The sequence below is a fragment of the Pseudoalteromonas sp. GB43 genome (assembly GCF_054923805.1).
Genome location: NZ_JBPCHJ010000001.1, coordinates 525,167 through 549,685, shown reverse-complemented (window position 1 = coordinate 549,685; position 24,519 = coordinate 525,167). Strand labels below are relative to the sequence as shown.

Annotated in this window: 21 protein-coding genes and 2 pseudogenes; 18 read left to right on the top strand and 5 right to left on the bottom strand. The window is 40.8% G+C overall.

Going from position 1 to position 24,519, the window contains the following annotated elements; translation table 11 throughout:
- Positions 1–2 precede the first annotated feature (2 nt).
- The 12 genes and pseudogenes from prmC to ACRWSG_RS02495 all read left to right on the top strand — a co-directional run bounded on the left by prmC (position 3) and on the right by ACRWSG_RS02495 (position 13,123).
- Entirely contained in the window at positions 3–845 is an 843-nt protein-coding gene (gene prmC / locus ACRWSG_RS02550; protein ID WP_462165539.1) for a peptide chain release factor N(5)-glutamine methyltransferase, read from the top strand.
- 45 nt (positions 846–890) lie between these two features.
- Positions 891–2,431: pseudogene (locus tag ACRWSG_RS02545) on the top strand (DUF3369 domain-containing protein).
- Between the two features lie 21 nt (positions 2,432–2,452).
- A complete protein-coding gene (locus ACRWSG_RS02540; protein ID WP_462165537.1) occupies positions 2,453–2,827 on the top strand; it encodes a SirB2 family protein in 375 nt (124 codons plus the stop codon).
- A 132-nt stretch (positions 2,828–2,959) separates the two neighbouring features.
- Positions 2,960–3,787 carry a tetratricopeptide repeat protein gene (locus ACRWSG_RS02535; protein ID WP_054551644.1) on the top strand — a complete coding sequence of 276 codons (828 nt, stop codon included), beginning with the start codon at positions 2,960–2,962 and terminating at the stop codon, positions 3,785–3,787.
- Between the two features lie 15 nt (positions 3,788–3,802).
- Positions 3,803–5,056 carry a DUF819 family protein gene (locus ACRWSG_RS02530; RefSeq protein ID WP_462165536.1) on the top strand — a complete coding sequence of 418 codons (1,254 nt, stop codon included), beginning with the start codon at positions 3,803–3,805 and terminating at the stop codon, positions 5,054–5,056.
- A gap of 9 nt (positions 5,057–5,065) precedes the next feature.
- A complete protein-coding gene (gene kdsA / locus ACRWSG_RS02525) occupies positions 5,066–5,920 on the top strand; it encodes a 3-deoxy-8-phosphooctulonate synthase (protein ID WP_462165535.1) in 855 nt (284 codons plus the stop codon).
- 108 nt (positions 5,921–6,028) lie between these two features.
- Complete coding sequence (locus ACRWSG_RS02520) at positions 6,029–6,925, top strand: transcriptional regulator GcvA (RefSeq protein ID WP_063706073.1); 897 nt, start codon at positions 6,029–6,031, stop codon at positions 6,923–6,925.
- Position 6,926: 1 nt separating this feature from the next.
- Positions 6,927–7,571: an alpha/beta family hydrolase gene (locus ACRWSG_RS02515; protein ID WP_339982829.1), complete on the top strand. Its 645-nt coding sequence runs from the start codon at positions 6,927–6,929 to the stop codon at positions 7,569–7,571.
- A complete protein-coding gene (locus tag ACRWSG_RS02510) occupies positions 7,568–7,936 on the top strand; it encodes a DUF423 domain-containing protein (protein WP_462165534.1) in 369 nt (122 codons plus the stop codon). The genes ACRWSG_RS02515 and ACRWSG_RS02510 overlap by 4 nt, the downstream gene beginning before the upstream one ends.
- A 9-nt stretch (positions 7,937–7,945) precedes the next feature.
- Positions 7,946–9,031, top strand: coding sequence for a 23S rRNA (cytidine(2498)-2'-O)-methyltransferase RlmM (gene rlmM / locus ACRWSG_RS02505; protein WP_462165533.1), 1,086 nt, complete (start codon positions 7,946–7,948; stop codon positions 9,029–9,031).
- A gap of 16 nt (positions 9,032–9,047) precedes the next feature.
- Positions 9,048–12,623: a PKD domain-containing protein gene (locus ACRWSG_RS02500; protein WP_462165532.1), complete on the top strand. Its 3,576-nt coding sequence runs from the start codon at positions 9,048–9,050 to the stop codon at positions 12,621–12,623.
- Positions 12,623–13,123: a hypothetical protein gene (locus ACRWSG_RS02495; RefSeq protein WP_462165531.1), complete on the top strand. Its 501-nt coding sequence runs from the start codon at positions 12,623–12,625 to the stop codon at positions 13,121–13,123. The genes ACRWSG_RS02500 and ACRWSG_RS02495 overlap by 1 nt, the downstream gene beginning before the upstream one ends.
- 24 nt (positions 13,124–13,147) lie before the next feature.
- On the opposite strand, the gene cysZ is transcribed toward ACRWSG_RS02495, so the two are convergent.
- Positions 13,148–13,858: a sulfate transporter CysZ gene (gene cysZ / locus ACRWSG_RS02490; protein WP_206004105.1), complete on the bottom strand. Its 711-nt coding sequence runs from the start codon at positions 13,856–13,858 to the stop codon at positions 13,148–13,150.
- Positions 13,859–14,116: 258 nt separating this feature from the next.
- On the opposite strand from cysZ, the gene ACRWSG_RS02485 reads away from it, so the two are divergent.
- The 5 genes and pseudogenes from ACRWSG_RS02485 to speB all read left to right on the top strand — a co-directional run bounded on the left by ACRWSG_RS02485 (position 14,117) and on the right by speB (position 19,690).
- A complete protein-coding gene (locus ACRWSG_RS02485; protein WP_462165530.1) occupies positions 14,117–15,094 on the top strand; it encodes a transposase in 978 nt (325 codons plus the stop codon).
- A gap of 524 nt (positions 15,095–15,618) precedes the next feature.
- On the top strand, positions 15,619–16,080 hold the full coding sequence (locus ACRWSG_RS02480; protein WP_054551633.1) for a GNAT family N-acetyltransferase: 462 nt from the start codon (positions 15,619–15,621) through the stop codon (positions 16,078–16,080).
- A 61-nt stretch (positions 16,081–16,141) separates the two neighbouring features.
- Positions 16,142–16,588 (top strand): hypothetical protein, encoded by a 447-nt coding sequence (locus ACRWSG_RS02475; protein ID WP_462165529.1) that lies wholly within the window; start codon positions 16,142–16,144, stop codon positions 16,586–16,588.
- A gap of 262 nt (positions 16,589–16,850) precedes the next feature.
- Positions 16,851–18,763 (top strand): annotated as a pseudogene (gene speA / locus ACRWSG_RS02470) (biosynthetic arginine decarboxylase).
- Between the two features lie 3 nt (positions 18,764–18,766).
- Complete coding sequence (gene speB, locus ACRWSG_RS02465; protein ID WP_462165528.1) at positions 18,767–19,690, top strand: agmatinase; 924 nt, start codon at positions 18,767–18,769, stop codon at positions 19,688–19,690.
- A 57-nt stretch (positions 19,691–19,747) separates the two neighbouring features.
- Here the strand turns inward: speB and ACRWSG_RS02460 are convergent, their stop codons facing one another.
- Entirely contained in the window at positions 19,748–21,334 is a 1,587-nt protein-coding gene (locus tag ACRWSG_RS02460; RefSeq protein WP_138601830.1) for a LysM peptidoglycan-binding domain-containing protein, read from the bottom strand.
- Between the two features lie 146 nt (positions 21,335–21,480).
- Positions 21,481–22,254 (bottom strand): hydroxyacylglutathione hydrolase, encoded by a 774-nt coding sequence (gloB, locus tag ACRWSG_RS02455; protein WP_462165527.1) that lies wholly within the window; start codon positions 22,252–22,254, stop codon positions 21,481–21,483.
- Positions 22,255–22,307: 53 nt separating this feature from the next.
- Here gloB and ACRWSG_RS02450 point away from each other — a divergent pair, with 53 nt between their 5' ends.
- Positions 22,308–23,066 (top strand): class I SAM-dependent methyltransferase, encoded by a 759-nt coding sequence (locus ACRWSG_RS02450; RefSeq protein WP_462165526.1) that lies wholly within the window; start codon positions 22,308–22,310, stop codon positions 23,064–23,066.
- On the opposite strand, the gene ACRWSG_RS02445 is transcribed toward ACRWSG_RS02450, so the two are convergent.
- A complete protein-coding gene (locus ACRWSG_RS02445; protein WP_462165525.1) occupies positions 23,037–23,900 on the bottom strand; it encodes an MBL fold metallo-hydrolase in 864 nt (287 codons plus the stop codon). The genes ACRWSG_RS02450 and ACRWSG_RS02445 overlap by 30 nt on opposite strands.
- Before the next feature lie 90 nt (positions 23,901–23,990).
- The gene (gene rnhA / locus ACRWSG_RS02440; RefSeq protein WP_054561796.1) at positions 23,991–24,458 is read right to left on the bottom strand and encodes a ribonuclease HI; all 468 of its coding nucleotides are present in this window, start codon (positions 24,456–24,458) and stop codon (positions 23,991–23,993) included.
- Between the last annotated feature and the right edge of the window lie 61 nt (positions 24,459–24,519).

Below are 24,519 nucleotides of genomic sequence, written 5' to 3'. Positions count from 1 at the left end.
TCGTGCCGCAAAGCATTGAACAAGCAATTGTTGCTGCAACGGCGTTATTAACGCCTAGCAGCGACAGTGCTAAGTTAGACGCACAAGTTCTGTTATTATCCATTCTTGATAAACCTCGCAGTTATTTATTTACCTGGCCCGAAAAACAACTTACCGAACAGCAACAACTTGACTATGAACAAGCATGTCAGCGTCGTTTAAATGGTGAACCAGTTGCTCATATTGTTGGTTTTCGTGAATTTTGGAGTCTTCCTTTAAAGGTTAATCCTACAACTCTGATCCCAAGACCTGATACCGAAACATTAGTTGAATATGCTTTAGGCCTTGAGCTACCTACGGCTGCAAACGTGCTTGACTTAGGCACTGGCACAGGGGCAATTGCCTTAGCATTAGCCAGTGAAATGCCTAATTGGCAGGTGACAGGGGTTGATAGAGTGGCTGGTGCAGTTGAGCTTGCCAAAGAGAACAAACAACGACTCAATATTAGCAACGCTACTTTTGCGTTGAGCAATTGGTTTAGTGCAGTAAGTACACAAAAGTTTGACCTAATTGTTAGCAATCCTCCGTATATTGAACATGATGATGAGCACTTAAGCCAAGGTGATGTTCGCTTTGAGCCGCTCTCTGCATTAGTTGCAGATGACGACGGTATGGCTGATATTAAACAAATTATTACTATCGCACGTGACTATTTAGCAACAAATGGCTATCTTTTAATTGAACATGGCTACAAACAAAGTGTGAAGGTACAAGATTTTTTTGCACAAATGTCGTATAGCCATATACTTACAATTAAAGATCTTGGCGGTAATGACCGTGTAACGTTAGCACAATGGCTTAAATAACAATGAAGTGCACTGTGCGTACATAGCCTTTGAGGATCCCATAGAATGGATGATTTTTTGTTTTCGGATGAAGCACTTGATGAAGTAAATGAGGTGGTTCAGGGTAGTTGGAAAGTCATCGTCGTTGATGACGAGCCAGAAGTACATGCCGTAACAAAGCTTGCGTTGAGTGACTTTGAATTTCAAGATAAACGTTTAGAGTTTATTAGCGCCTATTCGGGTGAAGAAGCCAAGCAGGTTATTCAACAGCATCCAGATGCGGCTATCGTACTACTCGATGTGGTTATGGAAACTGACGATGCAGGCCTCAAAGTCGCTAAGTTTATTCGCGAAACCGCAAAAAATAATCACATTCGCATCATTCTTCGTACAAACGCCAACCTGGTCAAGCGCCAGAGCGTCAAGTCATCGTTAATTACGATATTAATGACTACAAATCAAAAACTGAACTAACCGCACAAAAACTATTCACTGTGGTGATGTCGAGCTTACGTTCTTACCGTGACATTTTATCGATTGAGCAATCTCGCCAAGGCCTTGAAAAAATTATTAAAGCATCCCGTGATATTTTCTCGACTCATTCACTTGAGAGCTTTATTGAAGGGGTGATGCAGCAACTAACCTCATTGCTAGGTACCGTTGATCAAGCTATGTATGCAACAAGTTTAGTTGCGAGTAACCCACAAGATAACCAAAAGAAGCTTGTTGTGTTTTCAGGGCGAGGTGAGTTTGAACGCAGTGAAGGCAAGGCGATTGAAGAAGTGCTTGATGAGGAGCAGTTACAAGCCTGCCAACAAGCACTGAGCGAAAAAACCATTGTTTATCGTGAAAACTATTTATTTGCTTATTGTTGTAGTGAATGTAATCACAACTCGATGCTATTTATTTCCGGTATCCCGAAGCATTTAACAGACACTCAGCGCCATTTGATTGAAATTTTCTCGCAAAATGTACAGCTGGCGTATGAAAACGTGCAGTTACAATCTGAAATTGAAGCAACACAGCAAGAGTTAGTATTTAGGCTTAGTGAAGCATTAGAGCAACGTTCAACAGAAACCGGTAATCATGTAAAACGTGTATCGCACATTTGTTATGAACTTGCCATGGGCTATGGTCTATCAAAACGCGAAGCAGAACTTATTCGCTTAGCTGCGCCACTGCATGATGTAGGTAAAGTGGGTATTCCTGATGCCATCTTAAATAAGCCTGGGCCACTTACCGACGAAGAGTGGGCTATCATGCAACAGCATGCTGAAAAAGGTCATTTAATTTTAAAAGACTCAAATCGTGACATTGTTAATACTGGGGCGATTATTGCGTTATCGCACCATGAGCGTTGGGATGGTTCAGGCTATCCGAAAGGTTTAAAAGGTGATGACATTCCAATTGCAGGTCGCATTGTCGCCTTAGCTGATGTGTATGATGCACTGCGCCATAAGCGCTGTTATAAAGAGCCGTGGTCACTTGACGATGTAGTTAAAGAAATTAATGCGCAACAGGGTAAACAATTTGATCCAAAGTTGATTGATGTGTTTAATCAGCGAATTAAAGAAATAGAAGACGTACTTGTACGTTATCCAGATTAATTAAAATAAAATTAGGGGCATATGGATTATTTAGCAGTAAAACATACTCACATGTTATTTGCCGTGTTGAGTATTATCTTATTCTACGTTCGTTCTTTCTCTCGCTTAAGGACGGGCGTTCTGGCAAAAAACAAAGTAGTGTTTATTGGCAGCCACAGTATCGACACCTTATTACTTATTTCTGCAGTGGCATTAATTGTAATGACCGGTTTTAACCCGCTTGAACAATCTTGGTTATTAGAAAAGATAATCTTAGTGGTTGCTTATATTGTACTCGGTGTGGTTGCCGCTAAGCAAAGTGCAAAAAGCGCGAAGCTTGTATTACTTGCGATCACCACGCTTATTTTATTAGTAATTGGTTATTTAGCATCTGCAAAAACAGCACTTCTTTTATAACAAATCTCTGAGCGGTATTTGATTGCATTGGCTGTCGTACCGCTTTTTTATATCTCAACGCTCAGTATTGGTAACTTAAAGCAAAAGTAGGTAAACTAGCTGTTCGTTTTTGAAAGAGATGTAGCAGTATAAATGACCACCCCTTGGTTTGAAGATCAAAATGAATCCTATCAAGATGAGGCCTTTGACGCATTTTCTTCTAAAGTGCTTTATCGTTGTATCGACGCTGAATTAAAGTGGGATCAACAAGCTGATTTAACAGCCTGTTATGACACCCTTAATGAGCTTGAAAATACGGTAACAGCTCTTTGCGCCGAATTAAAAGAGCCACATGAGCGTCTCGATAAGTTACTTGATACCTTTTATCAGCAATGGCTGTTTAGCTCATCAAGCTTAAAAGTGCCAGAGTACACGTTAAATAGCTTTAGCTATACCATTACTATGCGCAGTGGCACGCAAACCACGCTGGCAATTTTACTTTGTCATTTATTACAGCATGCTGAACTTGATGCCACGGTCACACTTAGTCAGGGAGACGTGCACGTTCACGTTGGGATGAGTGATGAAGAGGGCTATTTAATTGAGCCAAGCACAGGTCAGCAGAGCTGGTATATAACACCTGAGAATGCCTGTGAAGAAAATGGCGATGAGCAAGAACCGCTTGAACTGATTTTTGAAGAAGAGCTTTATAAGCTGTATCTAGCACAGCAAAAATGGTCGTTCATCAGCGAAAGTAAATTTGGTCATGCATTGCATTGTGTTGATATGCTGATGGAATTACTTGGTGATGACCCTTATGAGCGTCGTGACCGCGGCTATTTACTTAATCAGCTAGATTGCCCAAAAATGGCGCGTGATGATTTGCAGTACTTTATTAATGAGTGCCCAGATGATCCCGCTATCGAATTAATTCAGCACCAGATAGCTGAAATAGAAGACAACAATAATACACACCACTAATTTAAAGGAACATTTATGACTGACGCCCACAGTGCGCTAATTACCAATGACGCAGTCGTACTTGGTTTGCTTGCCGTTATTTTGGGGTTTATTTTTAAAACCTCGCACAGTAATAATGCTGCCTGCCAAAAATTTTATAAATATGTACCAGCATTATTGCTTTGCTACTTTTTACCATCATTACTCAATACTTTTGGGATTGTTGATGGTCATTCTTCGAATGTATATTTTGTAGCGTCACGCTATTTACTGCCAGCTTGCTTAATCTTGCTTACCATCAGTATTGATTTAAAAGCGATCCTAAACCTTGAACCAAAAGCATTAATCATGTTTTTAACAGGTACCTTGGGTATTGTTATTGGTGGCCCTTTGGCTATCTTAGTAATGAGCGCCGTTTACCCAGAAGCGGTGGGGGGCCATGGCCCTGACGCAGTGTGGCGTGGTATGACGACTATCGCCGGTAGCTGGATTGGTGGCGGCGCAAACCAAGCTTCAATGAAAGAAATGTTTGAAGTAGGCGGCGATATCTTCTCTGCAATGGTGACTGTTGATGTGATTGTGGCTAACTTATGGATGGCCGTACTGTTATTAATGGCAGCAAACCATAAGGCGATTGATGCTAAAACAGGCGCAGATACGCGTGCAATTGAAGATTTAAAAGAGCGCGTAGAAAAGTATCATGCTGAGCATGCGCGCATGCCAACTCTAAATGATTACATGACGATTATCGCAATTGCCTTTGGTATTACTGGCCTTGCACATTTTTGTGCTGACTTTTTAGGTCCGTTTTTTGGGGCTAACTTCCCGTGGGCACAAGAGTATAGTTTAAACAGTAAATTCTTTTGGTTAATCGTTATCTCTACCACAATTGGTATTAGTTTATCGTTTACTAAAGTTCGCCATATTGAAGCTTTTGGTGCGTCAAAAGTAGCATCAAGCTTTTTATATATTCTTGTTGCTTCAATTGGCTTACACATGAATATTACCGCGATTTTTGATTCACCAATGTACTTCGTACTGGGTGTTATTTGGATGATTACTCACGCAAGCTTAATGCTTATTGTGGCGAAACTAATTAAAGCACCACTGTTTTATATGGCGGTAGGCTCTCAGGCCAATGTAGGCGGCGCAGCATCAGCACCTGTTGTTGCATCAGCATTCCACCCATCACTTGCGCCAGTAGGTGTTTTACTTGCTGTTTTAGGCTATGGTGTTGGTACTTACATGGCTTATATTTGTGGATTAATGCTACAAGCTGTTGCACCTTAAGGAATAGAAATGAACAACCAGTTAATTAAAATTAACGAGATTGAATTAGCCAACGACAAACCATTTGTATTGTTTGGCGGTATGAACGTACTTGAATCACGTGATTTAGCGATGCGAATTGCGGAGCATTATGTAGAAGTTACAGCAAAGCTAAACATTCCATACGTTTTTAAAGCATCTTTTGATAAAGCGAACCGCTCTTCAATTAATTCATACCGCGGTCCTGGTATGGAAGAAGGTTTAAAAATCTTTGAAGAAATTAAATCTACTTTTAATGTGCCACTGATCACTGACGTACATGAGCCGCATCAAGCTGCGCCTGTGGCTGAAGTGGTTGATGTAATTCAGTTACCGGCATTCCTTGCTCGTCAAACTGACTTAGTTGTAGCCATGGCAAAAACTGGCGCTATTATCAATGTGAAAAAGCCACAGTTTTTAGCTCCACACGAAATGCGTCATATCATTAAAAAGTTTAATGAAGCGGGCAACAACAATGTTGCACTGTGTGAGCGTGGTACTAGTTTTGGTTATAACAATCTTGTGGTTGATATGCTTGGTATGGATGACATGAAGCCTATGGCGCCGGTTATCTTTGATGCAACGCACGCATTACAACGCCCAGGAGGCCGAGCTGACTCTGCAGATGGTCGCCGTGCACAAGCTGCAGAACTTGCTCGCAGTGGTATGGCATTAGGTATTGCGGGTTTATTTATTGAAGCGCACCCTAATCCGAATGAAGCAAAATGTGATGGCCCATGTGCACTTGCACTAAGCAAGCTAGAAGGTTACTTATCGCAAATGAAAGCGGTTGATGACTTAGTTAAGAGCTTTGCACCACTCGATACCAGCGCAAGCGATTTATAATTTAAGTATATAAGTATTTAAGTATGAAAAAGGCGACCATGGTCGCCTTTTTTTATTTGTATCGCTATAATCGACGCATAAGAAAAACTAATTCTAAGTTTGGTGTTTATGTCTCGTCGTTTACCTCCTTTAAATGCACTAAAAGCTTTCGAAGCCGCTGCCCGCCATTTGAGCTTTACCAAAGCAGCTGAAGAGCTATATGTAACGCAGGCTGCGGTGAGCCATCAAATTAAAACCCTTGAAGAGCATTTAGGGTTAAAGCTGTTTTTACGTAAGAATCGTTCTTTGCTGTTAACCGAAGAAGGGCAAGGTTACTTTTTAGATATAAAAGAAATTTTTACTCAGCTGATTGATGCCACAGAAAAACTGCTAGCCCGAGGTGCGAAAGGGTCACTTACGGTAAGTTTAACGCCAAGTTTTGCGATTCAATGGTTAGTACCCAGACTTAGTTTATTTAATGAATTACATCCAGAAATCGACGTGCGAATTAAAGCACAAGATCAGGATGAAAACTCACTTTCTGACGATGTAGATATTGCTATTTATTATGGTCGTGGCCACTGGAGTGGGGTACAGACATATAAGCTGCATACTGAATATCTAGTGCCATTATGTAGCCCATTGCTGTTAACGGGCCCTAAGCCACTTAATCAACCCAGTGATTTAGCAAATCATACCTTATTGCATGATACCACCCGTAAAAACTGGAAAACCTGGATGAAAACGGCTGGTGTGCGTAATGTACAAGTTAACCAAGGGCCGATTTTTAGTCACTCATCAATGGTATTGCAAGCCGCGGTGCATGGACAGGGGGTTGCCATTGGTAATAGCGTTTTAGCAAAACCTGATATTGATGCGGGTCGTCTAGTTATTCCATTTAATCACTCATTAGAAAGTAAAAATGCATACTATTTAGTGATCCGCGAATCGCAAACAGAGCTTGGCAAAATAGTGTCTTTTAAAGACTGGATGCTGAGCTTAGTAGAGCAAGAACAAGAGTATTAACATGTTACAGTGGTTTAAAAGTGCAACGGGCAAAGCTCGCGCACAGTTTATATTTGCCCATGGTGCAGGGGCAGGCAGTGATTCTGAGTTTATACAAACAATGGCTAACTTGATTAGTCAGCATGGGATTGATGTAGCCTTGTTTGATTTTCAGTATATGCAAATTGCTAAAGAAACGGGCAAGCGTAGGCCACCCGAGCGTGCTCCTAAGTTACTTGCCTACTTTAGTGAAATTTTAGCCGAACGCCAGCCAGAATTGCCGCTATTTATTGGGGGTAAATCTATGGGGGGGCGTATGGCTTCGATGCTTTGTACTGAGCAGGAGCAAGCTCAAATTGCAGGTGTTGTGGCTTTTGGTTATCCGTTTCATCCACCGGGTAAACCCGATAAACTGCGTATAGATCATTTTGTTGATATGCCATGCCCTTTTTTAGTGCTGCAAGGTGAGCGCGATACGTTTGGCTCTCAGCAAGAACTTGCTGAGCTTAAAATGGTTAACCCACCCGAGATTAAATTTCTAAAAGATGGTGACCACTCATTAAAACCACGTAAAAAAAGTGGCATTACAGAACAAGAAAACTTACAGCAAGCTGCAGATTATGCAGCGCAGTTTATTTTGAATTTAGCGGCTGGAGATAGGCAATGATCAAACTATATTTAATGATTGGTAGCTTATTTTGCATGCTTTCAGTAATGCTTGGCGCATTTGCTGCTCATGGTTTAAAAAGCCGCGTTTCTGAGTACGCAATTGGAATTTTTAAAACCGCTGCTGAATACCAAATGGTGCATGGCCTTGCACTGATAGCAATTGCTATCTTAATTAAATGGGGTATGAACTTAAGTTGGGCTGGTGGATTTTTTATCGCAGGTACCGTGTTATTTAGCGGTAGTTTGTATTTACTCGCACTAACGGGCATGAAGTGGCTTGGTATTATCACCCCAATTGGCGGTGTTTGTTTTATTATTGGTTGGGCTATTTTGTTAGTTCAAGCAGCACGATATAAGTTTTAAGGGTTATCTATGTCGAGTGTAGTTATTTATTGTCGCAGTGGTTTTGAAAATGATGCGGCTGCTGAAATTACTTTTCAGGCTGCTGAACAAGGCTTTGCAGGTTACGTAAAAACAAAACCAAATACGGGGATTGTTGTTTACGAGTGTTTTGATACAAGCCACGGCGAAGAAATTATAAAAAAAGTCGATTTCAAGAATATGGTATTTGCGCGACAATGGTTTACTGGCGCCTTAGTCGATAACATGCCACTTGAAGACCGCGTTAGTGCTATTGTTGATGCTGCCGCTGAGTTTCCTGAATGTGGTGACCTACGCGTAGAAACGCCAGATACCAACGAAGGTAAAGAGCTGAGTAAGTTCTGCAAAAAGATTTCTACACCTCTGAAAAAATCGCTTGAAAAGCGCTCGAAGGTAACACGCGAAATTGCTGAGAAAAAACCTGTTATGCATGTGTTATTTTTAGCAAACGACAGTGCTTATGTTGGCTATTCATATACATTCAATAATTCGCCTTTCTTTATGGGCATTCCGCGTTTACGTATGCCGAGTGATGCGCCAAGCCGCTCAACGTTAAAACTCGATGAAGCCTTTAACGTGTTTATTCCACCTCATGAAGCTGAAGAACGTATGCAACCTGGCATGCGAGGCGTTGATTTAGGTGCTTGCCCAGGGGGCTGGACATATCAATTGGTGCGCCGAGGTATGTTTGTAAGCGCAATTGATAATGGTCCTATGAACGATGACTTGATGGAAACAGGGCAAGTTAAGCATTTTAGGGTCGATGGTTTTAAATACCGTCCAGAAAAGCGCAATATTCAATGGTTAGTCTGTGACATGGTGGAAAAGCCAGCAAAAGTGACTAACCTTATGATTGATTGGGCGGTAAACGCCTACGCAAAAGAGCTTATTTTTAATCTTAAACTACCGATGAAAAAACGTTTTGATAGCGTTTACGAGTGTTTAAAAATGATTAAAGAAGAGCTTGATAAATATGGCGTAAGTTACGAACTGCAAGCTAAGCACTTATACCATGACCGTGAAGAGGTCACGGTTCATTTAAATGTAACTAAGGTGCCACAAAGTTTATACAGTTAATCGCGAGGGCTTAAAAATGGAGAATAGAATAAAGTTACTTGGGCTTAGTATTTTATTTTCCATTTTTTTAACGGCTTGTGGAGGCGGTGGAGGGAGTGAAGAGTCTAATAATGCTGAGAACCAAGCGCCACAAGTAAGTATTTCTGGTGATACTGAGGTCAATGAGCTGGCAACACTTTTATTAAGTGCGTCAGCCAACGATAGTGATGGTTCTATAGCCGACTTTTCTTGGCAGCAAACTGGTGGTCCTTCTATCGATTTTGCAGCAAACGGTCAACAAATCAATGTATCAATTCCTGCAGTAGATACTGACACAGATGTCTCATTTTCTTTGCGCGTTACTGATAATCAAGGCGCAACAGCTACAACCAGTATCATTATTACCATTATTAATGTTAATCAAGCCCCGACAATATCGGTTGCTGGTCCTCAGATATCCTCTTCTAGTAACAATATTTCTCTTAGTGCAAATGCCTCAGATTCTGATGGAGAGGTTATTAGTTATGATTGGCAGCAAACGGCTGGTCCAGATGTAGAGTTTGAAAATGGATCGAGCACAATTACTTTTACCACACCAAATGTTGCAACCTTAACTCAGCTTGTTTTTTCGGTGACAGTTACTGATAGTTTTGGTGAACAAAGCACGGCGCTTTTTGCTATAGATGTAAGCGCAAACAGTGCTCCATCAGTGAGTATAACTGGTTCGCAAAATATTCAAGAAGGGGCTGAAGGAGTATTAACAGCTACGGCAACAGACAGTGATGGTAGTATTATTAGCTATAGTTGGGTGCAAACTTCAGGCCCGATTACCGAATTTACTGCAACTGATAATTTAATAAATTATACGGCCCCTGAAGTAGAAACAAATGATGAAATTACCTTCCAAGTAACAGCAACTGATGATGATGGAGCTACAAGCTCAGCAGAATTTAGTGTTGTGGTTGAAAATTACATAAATCTTGCGCCTGTCATTACCCTCGATGCGATTGCTGATATTACTGAGTTAACGCAAGCTTCTGTCTCTGTGGTTGTTACAGACAGCGACGGGGTTATAGCAGATATTGAGTGGCAGCAGTTAAGTGGACCATCAGTAGATTTTGTGCAAAATGGCGAAACTATTACTTTCACAGCGCCAGAAGTGTCTGAAAATGCCGAGGTGATATTTCGGATCACTGCGGTAGATGATCAAGGAGCAATATCTTCAGCAAGCCTCACATTTATGATCATTCATGTTAATAAACCACCCACAGTCTCTGATATTGCTATTACTACAGAGTTTAATGAAAGTAGTGAATTTACTATAGACGCGAGTGATATTGATGGGGATGAGTTAACTATTAATTTTTCTCAGCAGTTAGCTGGGGCGAGTATCACTTTAGTTGATGCAACAACTTTTCGTTATCTTTATCAACCTGCATCAAATAGCATATCGCAAGCGCCTTTTACTGTAACTGTATCGGATGGAACTCAGAGTGCCCAAGCGACAGTGAGCGTGACAATTACAGATACTAGTGCTGCCACTGTTGTAAATGTAAGCCCTGAAGATGCAGCCTCTGCTGTGAGTGTAAATGCTCGAGTTATGTTATCGATGTCTGATGTGATGAAGTCATCGAGTTTAGTTGTTAATAGCGCCAATGGTGTATGTGAGGGAAGTGTGCAATTATCAGCTGATAATTTTGAAACTTGCTTAGCAATCGACTCATTAGAGATGACGGGACCACAAGGAAATGACAATGAATATTTTAACAATATTGAGTTTACAGCTGCTTTTAATCAAGCAACAGAATATGCGTTAAGATTAACCGAAGACTTAGTTAATTTTGCTGATACACCTGCTTTAGCCCAAGTAGTTTCTACTTTTACAACTGGAAGTAATGATTTAAAGATAACTGAGGTTGTCGCTATTCGTTTTAGCAACGACACGCCTTGGTTTGAACTTTATAACGGAACCGATAGTAGTGTTAATTTAGCTGATTACAGTGTACGAGTAAAAAGTCGTGACAGTTCTGATAATAGTATTTCGGCCGCAACAATTTTTAATTTGCCTGACCAAGTGATTGCTCCTGAGGAATATCTCATAGTTCATAGTGGTTTTGGTGATCAATTATTTTACGATACAACTGAGCAAAATAAATCTATCGCTTTTATTGGCGATATTGACTCAACGGTTCGCCCTTATTGGTTTTTGAATGGGTTTGTTGAATTACTAACGCGTGACTCGGGAAGTACTGTGGATTTTGTTCGATTTGGCAATGACACTACTGAGCCTCTGACGGCAGGACAATGGCAAACAGGATCAGCACCTGTCATTTCTAATGTAACTGGCTCAAGTATTAAAAGAGATATAGATAACACAGATACTAATTCATCATCTGATTGGCACTATAGCCAATTTACGACACCGGCGGGTGTTAATGATGTTAGCTGCGAAGATGACAGTGATGAAGATGGTATTCCTGACTGTTCAGAACTCCCTGGGTCAACTTTTTCTGGACTACCTCTGCATGCTTGGGGAGCTAGAGTTAATCAAAAAGATATCTTTATTGAAGTGGATTATATGGATAGCAGTGATGCGGGAATAATACCGCACCAAACAGCATTGGAAAAAGTGGTAAGCTCGTTCGCTGAGCAAGGCATTGTTGTTCACTTTGATGTGGGGGATTTGTACCACCAAGCAGGGGGAATATCTGTACAAGATCATGATTTAGGTGGGGGTGATCAAGTAACCTTTAGACAATATACACCTTATAACTTTAACCAAGGTGTTGAGAGTTTATTTCATTATAAAATGGCAAACTTTGACATGAGACGTAAGCCGATATTTCATTATATGTTAATGGCTAATAGTCGAAACATTGATGGCAGTGCGGGTTCTTCAGGGGTTGCTGAATTAAGTGGTAATGATTTGATGATAAGTATGGGGAATTGGGGGTTATCACTTGATAACGAAATATCTAGAAATTTAACCTTCAACTACCAAGCATCAACGATAATGCATGAGCTTGGCCATAATTTAGGTTTAGAGCATGGTGGTGATGAAAGTACAAACTATAAACCAAATCATTTGAGTATTATGAATTACCTTTATCAGTTGAGAGGGTTACCGACGATAGGGGATAATGAGGGAGATCGCTATTATTCGAGTCGCTATCGTGAGAATGCCAATTGTGCCGTACAAACTGCTGATTTGACTAATAGCCCATTTGACTCTCCTGAAAATTTTGTAATGTCTTATTCGCATGGACTCGGAAGTTCCATAGACGAAAATAATATAATAGAGGCTAATGGTTTAAGGTATCCCGGCTCTGCTGCTGTAGATTTTAATTGTAATGCTGATTTGACTGAAACTCTAAGCCAAGATACGAATGATGATACCGCCGTAACAGTGCTAAATGATGTTGATGAGTGGAGTTTGATTGAACTTCGTTTTTATACCTTGTTCTCTGGCAATCGCTTCGGTGTTCATCAGCAAGATAGCGATCAAAAAGACGTGTCGAAGCATATACAACAACGAATGATTGAAGAGCAAGCGCCACCTTTAAAACTTCTTAGTGAAATTAAAGCTGCTAGAGAAAAGCAAGGGATTAAGTAGTGAAGTATCTGGTTATATTTTTTATGTTGATATGTTGTGTTGCATGCACACCAGATGTTGAACCTCAATGGCATATGTCATCTAGATTAAATTATGATGGGCAGCCAGTAAACTGGAAATCAGACTCAGTAATTGGTTGCCAACATTGTAAAATTCAAGAGGGACGTATCGTTGAACCCGATGGGATCTCAATCATATACACTCTATACCAAAGAGGGCAATGGCGGGCTGAATATCGCGAATCACATCAAGCTAGGATTGTTTTAGGGAATAACGCACATGCACTTTTAGTTAAAAATAAAGGTTCAGGCACTATTTTATTAGAAAATAAACACAAACAAATTTCAGAGCTAGCAAAGATAGGGACCCCATTTATACTCAATATGGGGGAAGAAAGATTTACGGTGGTTATTAGTCAATTTGATGAACCTCGCTTTGGCACCGAGTTATCAGATCCTTTACCAGTTAAATTAAATTATAGTGTATTGAAAAGCCAATAGTTTTCTACTGGCTTTTCAAACATTTTAACTTCGATATTGGCTTCGATAGTTTTCAACCCATAACCGTGTGCCACCGCAAACAGCAACGGGCATAACAATTAGGTTTACGAATGGGATAGCAGTTAAAATCATGACAGCTAAACCAAAGCCATAAGATAACGTTTGCTTTTGCTTTAAGTCATTTTTCATTTCGTTAAAACTAATTTTATGGTTATCGAACGCATAGTCTTCATATTGCACTGCATACATCCAGCAAGTGAATAACACCCATAAAACTTGACCGATTACAGGTAAAATCCACAGTAAGATAAAAAAGCCTATAGCGCGCGGCAGATAATAGCAAAGTTTTGTCCATTCTCGACCTAACATACGTGGCACATCTTTCATTGTATCGAAAAGACTATCGTCATTAATTTTTTGCCCAGTGAGATAAAGTTCGACTTTTTCACTGAGTAAACCGTTAAATGGGGCTGCTATAAAGTTTGTTATAACTGTGAAGAGCATACTGTAACTAAATAAAATCACCAGCACAGCAATTGGCCACATTAGCCACTCGAGCCAGCTAAGCCATTCTGGTAATAACGAGTTCATGTAAGCAAAGCCATCGGTGAGCCAGCCATACAAAAAGAACAGCGAACTACCAAAAAGCAGAATATTGATTAATAAAGGAATAAGTACAAAACGTTTCAACCCCTTTTGGCTAATTAACTTAAAGCCAGAAAAGAAGTATTCCATACCTTGAGTGAACTGCACGAGAAAACCTCATCTTATTTCTTGTTGTTTGCAGTATAGGGTTTTGACGATATTTGAACAGCTTTTTTCCGTAACAAAGTGTTTAACTCTTTACATGGACAGTCACTTTAAGTCGGATAGGCACTCTAATAACTCTTTACATGGACAGTCACTGATTTATTGCTCTTGCGGCACAGAAAACTTTGTCTACACTTTAATTACAGCTAATGCATTTCAAATTATCAGTTCAAGGAGTGGACGATGGCTTTAGCAAGGAAGCGGCAAATCTGTTTGTCGAACACCAAATATTATCATTGTGTATCTCGTTGCGTCAGACGCGCTTACCTTTGTGGAGAAGACGCACTCACAGGCAAATCATATGAACACCGCCGAGTGTGGGTTGAACAGCGTCTGCTTTTTCTTGCAAAGGTATTTTGCATTGATGTGTGTGCTTATGCGGTGATGAGCAATCATACGCATCTTGTGCTTTATGTTGATGATAAAAAAGCAAATAGGTTATCGGATAAAGCCATCCTTTTACGCTGGTTTAAGCTCAGTAAAATGACGCCTTTAGATCAAAAAGCCCTTCATGGTGAGCCGTTAAGTGATGGTCAACAAGTCTTCTTAAATAAAGAGGTTGCAGAATATAGAAAGCGCCTTTCAAGCATTAGTTGGTTCATGCGAATGCTAAATGAATTTATTGCCAGACGTGCAAATAAAGAAGATGAATGTACTGGGCATTTTTGGGAAGGGCGCTTTAAAAGCCAAGCGCTCCTTGATGAATCAGCGCTTTTAGCCTGCATGACCTATGTTGATTTAAACCCTGTTCGTGCTAAAGCTGCGAGCACGCCGGAACAATCGGACTATACCAGTTTTAAAAAGCGATGCGAAAGCGCGAAGGAGTCAAAGCAACCTAAATTACTAGCTCGTTTTATTGGTGGCATGAGTAAGTGTAAATCAAAGGAAATACCTTTTGAGTTAAAGTCATACCTGCTACTTGTGGAGCAAACTGGGCGTTGTATCAGCGCGGATAAGCCTGGATATATAGAGCATCATTTACCTCCTATTCTAGAAAGGCTGAATTTGGAAGCTGAAAACTGGTTAACGCTAACAGCTCAGTTTGAAAACTTATTTCATGGAGCTGCAGGTCGAGTGGGTGCTATTGAAAGTTATTGTATTAAAACAGCTCGCAAGCGACGAAGTAACATTACAAATAGCCGAACTTTATTAGCGAGTTAAGTTTCTAGGTTTATTTTAACGTGATTTCAAATCGCTAGTATCTTCACGCTTTAAATTTAATTGTTTGAAATAATTAGCCCTAAAAGGCTAAAGTCAAAGCTCTATTCTCTCTGAAGCACACCCGCTAAACATAATTACAGAATAAGTTTAGTAATTTTTTTGACTCACCTTTGTATTTTTAAATTACTGCCTTCAGATTTTAAAAATACAATAGTTGTTGGTTTTAAATGACTGTTGGTTTTAAATGACTGTCCCTTTAAAAAGGCTTTACGAACTCTGAAGTAATCTCTGGTAAAAAATCTATAGGTATAAATTATTAACCTTGAATGGTGTGGTGTAGTTTAGACTTTAGTTTTTATCAACTTGGCGTTTTTTTGGTTACATACTGTTGAACTTAGAGATAGTATGTCGGTCCGAACAGTACCTATAAAATCATTATTGAAAACTACAGTAGAGGATAATGGAAATATCCGATACTATTGTTCACATAGTTAACAAAAAAGACATATAAAAATGGGAGTTTTATGCAGTTAGTCGATTTAAATCCACATGATCCTGAAGTAGTAAGCGTGTTTTCTGATATAGACCGACTCATAAACTCACTATACCCTGTTGCTACCGCTCAATCTTTAAGTGTTGAAGAGCTAGCTGAGCCTAATGTTTATGCTATAGGCTTAAAAAATGAAGATGGTATCGTTGCATGCGGCGCAATCGTTATGCAAGAAGGCAACCCTCCTTATGGTGAAATCCGCCGCTTATATGTAAAACCAAGCTACCGTGGTAAAGGGTTATCACGTCGAATTATGCAGATATTATTACATCAAGCTGGTGAGCAACTAATACCGCTTATTCGTCTTGAAACAGGTCCTAAACAAACAGAGTCAATTAGCTTATATGAAAACTTAGGTTTTAATCGTTGTGGTCCGTTTGGTAATTACAACGAAAATCCACAAAGTTTGTTTATGGAGCTTGGGCTAAATCAGTAATTTAGGTGGTAAGCTATGTTTTAGTGAGGTCATCTTTATTTATAAATTCACCTTACAACTATTGGGCTTTGTTACGCTCTTTCTGATTGCTGCTTGTGGTGATAGTTCACAGGTATCCATTACTTCTCAGAGTCGGCAACCAGACCTTATTATTAATAGTACTAAGCTCTATTTAAACTCATGCTACAGTCTTTCTGGTGTCTTCAACCATAATGGCACTATAAAAACAAAAGTTATTCTTATATTTCCTACTCGTCCTTTAAGTATTTGCGCTGATAAGCAATCGCAGCTGAATTTTGATGGCACCTATCTCACTGTAAGAATTTGCCGCACCTCTTTTGGCGCAGGAGGTTGCGGGGTTGAAAAATATCGCACAAAAGACTTCGAAAACTGGCAAGAGTACATAGGTATTACTTGGCATGATAACGAGCAATATGAAGCGTGGAGATGGTTAGGGTCAAATTCTTCAGCCGCTGATGAAATCACAAAAGTAATACCAGCCAATTAAAATCAATATGAAAAGGTAATTTACCAGTACATATATTCTACAGTGACTGTCCCTTTGAATGTGATCCTATTAAATACTATTTTCAGTGACTGTCCCTTGAAATAGGGTTTAAAAACATTCAGGGATGTTGATTAGCTTTTCACATCAAAAATCACTCGTTACGAGTAAAAATTCTTGTTGGACTTGAGTCACTATTTTTCTTTTAATGCGCGGCAACAACCCTTGCCGATTTCGGCATTACTAAAATAAAAGAGAAAGATAGATGAAAGAAACAACATCACTAGAACAAGCTCGCACGAGTTACAATGTTCGTCATTGGAGCCAAGGTTTCTTTGGTATTAATGATCAAGGTGATGTGTATGTTGCGCCAAACGCCATGCCCCAGAGCAAACCATTGCACTAATCGATATCGCACAGCAATTACAAGACAAAGGCTTAAGCTTGCCTGCGTTGGTTCGTTTTCCACAAATTTTACATCATCGTGTACATAGCTTATGTCAGGCATTTAACACGGCGATTGAAAATTATGGTTATCCGAAAGACTATTTGCTTGTTTACCCAATTAAAGTAAACCAACAGCGTGAAGTTGTTGAAGAAATTGTTGCAAGCCAAGCTGATATTGAAAAGAAACAATTGGGTCTAGAAGCGGGCAGTAAGCCTGAGCTATTAACTGTATTAGCGATGGCTGAAAAAACCAGTGCTGTTATTGTGTGTAATGGCTATAAAGACCAAGAATACATTCGTTTAGCACTGATTGGCGAAAAGCTAGGCCACAAGGTTTACATTGTTCTTGAAAAACTGTCTGAGCTAGACATGGTGCTTAGCCAAGCAAAAGAGTTAAACGTAAAGCCACGCATTGGTATTCGTGTACGTTTAGCGTCGCAAGGTAAGGGCAAGTGGCAAGCAAGTGGTGGCGAAAAATCAAAATTTGGTTTGTCGGCATCGCAAGTACTCAGTGTGGTTAATCGCTTAAAAGCGTCTGATCAACTTGATCTGATCCAACTTGTACACTTTCACCTTGGCTCGCAAATGGCAAACATCCGCGATGTTCGTTTAGGTGTGAGTGAAGCTGCGCGTTTTTACTGTGAGTTACGTAAATTAGGTGCACAAATCGATTGCTTAGATGTGGGTGGCGGTTTAGCGGTAGATTATGACGGTACTCGTAGCCAGTCACATAACTCAATGAACTACAGCCTAAGTGAATACGCTAATAACATCGTATACACCATTGGTGATACCTGTAAGTTATATGAGCAGCCAATGCCGCGCATTATTTCTGAGTCAGGTCGTGCGTTAACAGCGCACCATGCTGTATTGATTTCGAATGTTATCGGCACCGAAAGCTATGTACCTGAAGACATTCAAGCGCCAGCCGCTGATGCACCACTATTATTAAAAAACATGTGGACATCATGGCAGCAGTTAAGTGATGACAATGACGACCGTGCATTAATCGAAATCTATCACGATAGCCAAGGTGATTTAGCCGAAGCACATAATCAATTTGCACTTGGTTTGTTAGATTTAACAGAGCGAGCATGGGCGGAGCAAGTTAACTTACGCGTATGTTATGAACTTAACAAACATATGGATAACAAAAACCGTTTTCATCGCCCGATTATTGATGAATTAAATGCGCGTTTAGCAGATAAGTTTTTTGTGAACTTTTCATTGTTCCAGTCATTACCGGATGCATGGGGTATTGACCAAGTGTTTCCTGTTCTACCATTAAGTGGTTTAACAGAAGCACCACAAAAACGCGCCGTGTTACTTGATATTACCTGCGACTCAGATGGTGCTATGGAGCATTATGTAGACGGTCAAGGTATTGAAAGCACATTACCTGTGCCAGCTTTTAGCGAAGAAAAACCATATTTAATGGGCTTTTTCTTAGTGGGTGCTTATCAGGAGATTTTAGGTGATATGCATAACTTATTTGGCGACACACACAGTGCAATTATAAAAATGGATGAGCAAGGTCAGGCGCAAATCACTGAAGTTAACGAAGGTGATACCGTTGCAGACATGATGCGTTACGTACATTTAGATGTAGAAAGCTTCCAGCAATCTTACGCCCAGCTGGTGGCTGCTAAATTGCCAGAAACTGAGCAGCAAAGCGTTTTAGATGAGCTGCAAACTGGCTTAAATGGTTACACTTATTTAGAAGAGTTATAAGCAATGTCGACATTGTTTGACCACACAGATCATTCATTATATTCAAACGGCATGACGTTTTTACGTCAGCCGATGGTGCAAAACATCACTGCAATCGATGCGGATGTAGTGGTGCTAGGTTTACCCTTTGATTTGGCGACCTCAGGTCGCCCTGGTGCACGTTTAGGGTCTGACGCAATTCGTCGAGCTTCAGTGCACCTGGCATGGGAAGAAACCAAGTACCCATGGACGTTTCCGTTGTTTGAGCGTTTAAAATTAGCTGATGCGGGTGATTTTACTTACCCAGTAGGCGACCCAGAATATTTTACCGCGCAGTTAGAATTAGCCGCTGAGCAAATTCTTCGTCAAGGTAAAACATTATTAGGTTTAGGTGGCGACCACTTTGTGACTTTGCCGCTACTGCGTGCCCATGCTAAGCAATATGGTAAGATGGCATTAGTGCATTTTGATGCCCATACAGATACTTACAGCAATGGCTCTCGCTATGATCACGGTACCATGTTTTATCATGCGCCGATGGAAGGGCTTATTGATGTTGATCACAGTATTCAAATCGGTATTCGTACTGATTTTGATCAAAGCAAACATGAGTTTGCAGTGATTGATGCAATGGCAGCTAATGATTTGCCTGCACAAGATATCGCAGAGCAAATTAAAGCACGTGTGGGTGACTTACCTGTGTATCTAACCTTTGATATTGACTGCCTTGATCCCGCATTCGCTCCAGGGACAGGCACTCCAGTATGTGGTGGCTTAACCAGCGATAAAGTACTCAAAGTACTTCGTGCATTGAAAGGCATTAATATGGTCGGTATGGATGTGGTTGAAGTATCTCCATCCTATGATCAAAGTGAACTAACAGCGATTGCTGCAGCGACCATTGCCAATGAGTTATTACACTTATGGACTTTGAAGCATAAATACTAAATGAGAGAGACAAAGAGCGCCATTAGGCGCTCTTTTTTTTGATATTAAATTAAGCAATTAAGCGCTTCGAACATCAACCTTTAATTTAAGCTTTTGCCCAGGTTGAATGTATTTTTGCCCAGCTAATGAGTTCCATTTAATAATATCTTCTACAGACACATTAAACTTAGCAGCAATGCGCGCTAACGAGTCACCACGACGAACTTTATAGGTAATGGTGCGCTCTTTGATTTGTGTAGCAGCAAGTTGTGATTTTTCTTGCTTATACACAGTTAGCTTTTGACCAACACGCAGTACCGCGTCTTTTTTCAGCTTATTCCATGTTGCAAGTTCAGCTATGGTGACATCGTACTCACGGCTGATATCCCACAGTGTATCGCCACTAGCCACTTTATGGCTAAGTTTTTTACGTGTTGCTTTATTAGCTGCCATACGCACTGACTTTGGTAAATGCTGGCTATTAATCTCACCATCGCTTAGTGGCACAAGTAATTGCTGACCAACACGAATAGTATTCGATGAAAGCTTATTCAGTGTTTTAATCGCGTTTGTGCTTGTCGAAAACTTCTTCGCAATCACAGATAAACTGTCACCGCGTGCAACAATATATTGCTGCCAGCGTAGGCGGTCTTTTTGCTCTGTTTTAGCTAACTTGTCAGTAAACGCTTCAACTTTATCAGATGGTAATAATAAAAAGTGTGGACCATTAGGATCCGTCGCCCAGCGATTAAAACCTGGGTTTAAACGATACAGCTCTGTTAAGCTAATACCTGCCATGTCAGCGGCAAGTGCTAGGTCTATTTGGCTTCCTACATTAACTGCTTCAACGACTTGAGCATTAATAATTGGCTGCCACTTAACACCAAATTCGTCACTGCGTTTTACTAGATCAGACAGCGCTAACAGCTTAGGTACGTAGGCTGTGGTTTCTCTTGGTAAATCAAGTGACCAAAAATCCGTTGGTAAATGCTTTTTACGGTTCTTTTTAATGGCACGCAGTAAACGACCTTCACCTGAGTTATAGGCTGCAATGGCATTTAGCCAATCGCCTTCTAAGGTTTTGTGTAAATATGATAAGTAATCAAGCGCTGCACGGGTCGATTGCACAATGTCACGGCGACCGTCATACCACCAGTTTTGTTTTAAATCGAAACGCTCACCGGTTTGTGGCATAAATTGCCAGATGCCAGAAGCACTGCGATGTGAATAACCAAATGGGTCAAACGCACTTTCTACAATAGGTAAAAGTGCAATTTCGATTGGCATTTGACGCTTTTCGACTTCTTCTACAATAAAGTATAGGTAAGGCTCAGCTCGCTTAGAGATACGATCTAAATAGGCCTGATGACGCGCATAATAGTTACGCTCAGCAACAACTGGGCGGTTTTGTGGCACATCAATCGAAAGCTGATAGCGAATACGTTCCCATACATCATCAAATACAGGAGGCGGCTCATCAATATCGGTTAATTGTTGATATTGAGCGTTGATCATCAATGCATCATTGATATCGCTCGGACTTGCGCCGTCTAATTGTTGCTCAACATTATTGCTCGCAACATCTGTACTTGCTGAATCAGAAGCTGTCAATTGACAGCCACTTAAAATCAGCGCAAGTGATAAAACTAAAGGAGACTTATACATATATACCCATACATCAGGTAAAAAAACTCGGCGAATATTACCTGCTCTGAGAACATATTGCCACTTTATGACCAGTTTATGTCAGCTTATTATTGCAAGATGCTGATCTAAATATACAAAATTGTAACTACCGGCGTTTACATTTTTTAAAAATTATCTTTCCAGGCTCTGAGACCTGCAAAGCGTTGCCAAGGTTCATTCAGATCCAAATTAATTTTTAGCTCATTTGGCAGCTCATCGGTGATTGTTGCTATATTGCTACGTAAAAATGGATTTATTTGTTTTTCCACGCCTAACTTGGTTGGCAAACTTATTTTGTCGTTGGCGCGCAGCGCATCAACTTCATCACTGTAGCTGAGTAAGTACTCATTGTTTGGTTCAACGGCTTTTGCGAAGGCTAAGTTGGCTTGCGTGTACTCATGAGTGCAGTAGATTTTACACTCATCTGGCAGGGCTCTTAGTTTACATAACGAGTGCCACATTTGTTCTGCGCTGCCTTCAAATAATCGTCCGCAGCCAGCACTGAATAAGGTGTCGCCAGTAAAACTTAATTCGTCGTTAATGTAACAAATATGGTCTAGGGTATGACCAGGTGTTGCAAGCACGGTAAAGGTGTAATCATACACAGTGACTTTATCCGCTTCTGATACGCCATGAGTAATAGCTTTAAAAGGGCTATGTCTTGGCCCATAAACCGGAATATCACGAAATTCCTTAACCAGTGCAGCCACACCATCGGTATGATCATAATGGTGATGAGTAATCAAAATACCGCTAAGTGTTAAGTTATGCTCGCTCAGATAGTTTAAAACAGGCTCTGCTTGACCGGGGTCGACGACCCAGGCTGTTTGCTCAGCTTCATTGCTGATGCACCAGATGTAATTATCAGAAAAGGCTTTAATTGCTTTAACTTGCACCATGTTTAATTGCTCTATAAAGTGACAGTTAACACACAGTATAACGAGCTCAGAAAATGAAACCAGCCCTTAGTTTTCAAGAAGGTCCTAAGCCATACACTTGGCAGCAGTTCCCTCATGGTGACTATTTACGTGCTGAAATTGAACGTAAGCTAACACCATGGTTGCCTCGCATGTTTGGCTATCACATGCTCAAACTTGGTAATTTAAGTGGTGAGCTGGCAACCAGTGAAAGTCCTATAAAGCATCAAGTTTGTGTCGCAGAGCAGGGGTTATTTACCGGTGTTATTGCTGATGTAGACGAGCTACCTTTTTATGAGCACAGTGTTGATGCTTGCATATTATCGCATTGCTTAGAATATCATTCTGATCCACACCATATCTTACGCGAAGCACACCGTACTTTAATTCCCGGTGGCTATCTGGTGATCACGGGCTTTAACCCGTTTAGCTTGTGTGGCTTGGCGCAGCTTTTACCTTTTAGTCGCCAAAAGTTACCTTGGACAGGGCGCTTTTTTACGCCATCACGAGTAAAAGACTGGTTGAATCTATTAGGCTTTGAGATTATTTCGGACGAGCGATTTATCCATTCATCGCTTGCAAGAGGCAACCGTTTGTCACGTTTTGCTGCGTGGCGCAGTTTTGGTCAACAATATTTAAAGCCAATGGGCAGTGTGTATATGCTGGTGGCTCGAAAACGTGTGATCCCGCTGACACCAATTAAACCTAAATGGCATGCAAGACCACAATTTTCGCCGGTAAAAGGAGCAGGGCTCAGGCAAACATCAAAGCAGCACTGTGAGCGGGATAGCTAAATAGTGTTGTTGAGTATCCGTTTTGCTTGGGTACTGGCCTGCACGAATATTTAATTGAATAGAAGGGTGCAACAGCTTTGGTACTGCTAATGTTGCATCGCGGCCTTCCCGAGTTTCAATAAAACGTTGCTTATCGCCTTTTAAATGAATGTTTTGCTCGCGCTGCTCTTTCACTGTGGTTTTGTTCGCCAGCGGGCGCCCATCAGGTTGGTAGTCATGACACATCCAAAGTACGGTATCGTCAGGAAACGCTAAAATTCGCTGTAGTGAGTCATATAACTCACCGGCACTGCCTCCTGGGAAATCACAGCGGGCTGTGCCACTGTCTGGCATAAAGAAGGTGTCACCAACAAATACATTGCCATCAATGTGAAAACACACGCTGTCAGGGGTATGGCCCGGTGTGGCAATCACATCTACCGTGTAATCACCTAACTGAAATTGTGCTTTATCAGCAAATAAAGCATCAAAAGGTTCACCATTACATGGCATATCAAGATTATAAAGTTGGCTAAAGTGCTGTTGCACTTGTGTGATCCCTTCACCCGTGCCGAGTTTACAAGGGTGTGTGTCTTGTAATTGCTGCTTTATGTAACTTGCTGCGGTGATATGGTCAGCATGTGCATGAGTTTCAAGAAGCCATTGTAGTGTCAGCTGCTCAGTCTTTATATAGTTGATGATCTCATTGGCGGTGGTAAAACTTAACTCACCACTTGGCATATCAAAATCAGCTGGCGCATCAATCAGCAAGCACTGTTTAGTGTTTTCGCAACTGACTAAGTAACAGAGGGTGGCGCTTTGTTGATGAAAAAAAGAGTGAATGCGCAGAGCCATAGTGAATCCTTTATATTTTGTTATAGCCAAATCTTATAACATATAACAAAAATATAAAACGACCTGCGCCAAGTTTATTTCAAGGGACTTTTAATTACCGTCGTAACCAGTATCTTCAAGTAATTGATCGCTACCAGCTGCTTCACGGGCAAGATCGTCAACAATCTCATTGTATTTATTACCGCTATGGCCTTTTACCCAACGCCATTCTACCTCGTGTTGTTGGCAGGCAGCATCGAGTCTTTTCCATAAATCGACATTCTTAACTGGTTTTTTAGCAGCGGTTTTCCAGCCGCGCTTTTTCCAATTTTCAACCCAGGACTCAATACCTTGTTTCACATACTGGCTATCGGTCGTCAGAATGACGTGACAAGAGCGGGTGAGAGTTTCTAGTGCAACGATAGCTGCGAGCATTTCCATCCGATTATTTGTTGTTAGGGTGTAGCCTTGACTTAACTGCTTTTCGTGGCCGTTGTATCGCATCACGATGCCATACCCACCAGGCCCTGGATTTCCTAAACATGATCCATCGGTGTAAATCTCTACGGTTTTCTGCACTGTTTTACCTTGATATTGTGTACAATAAAGTGAATATAGAAAGATACCAGAGTCAGGCTTA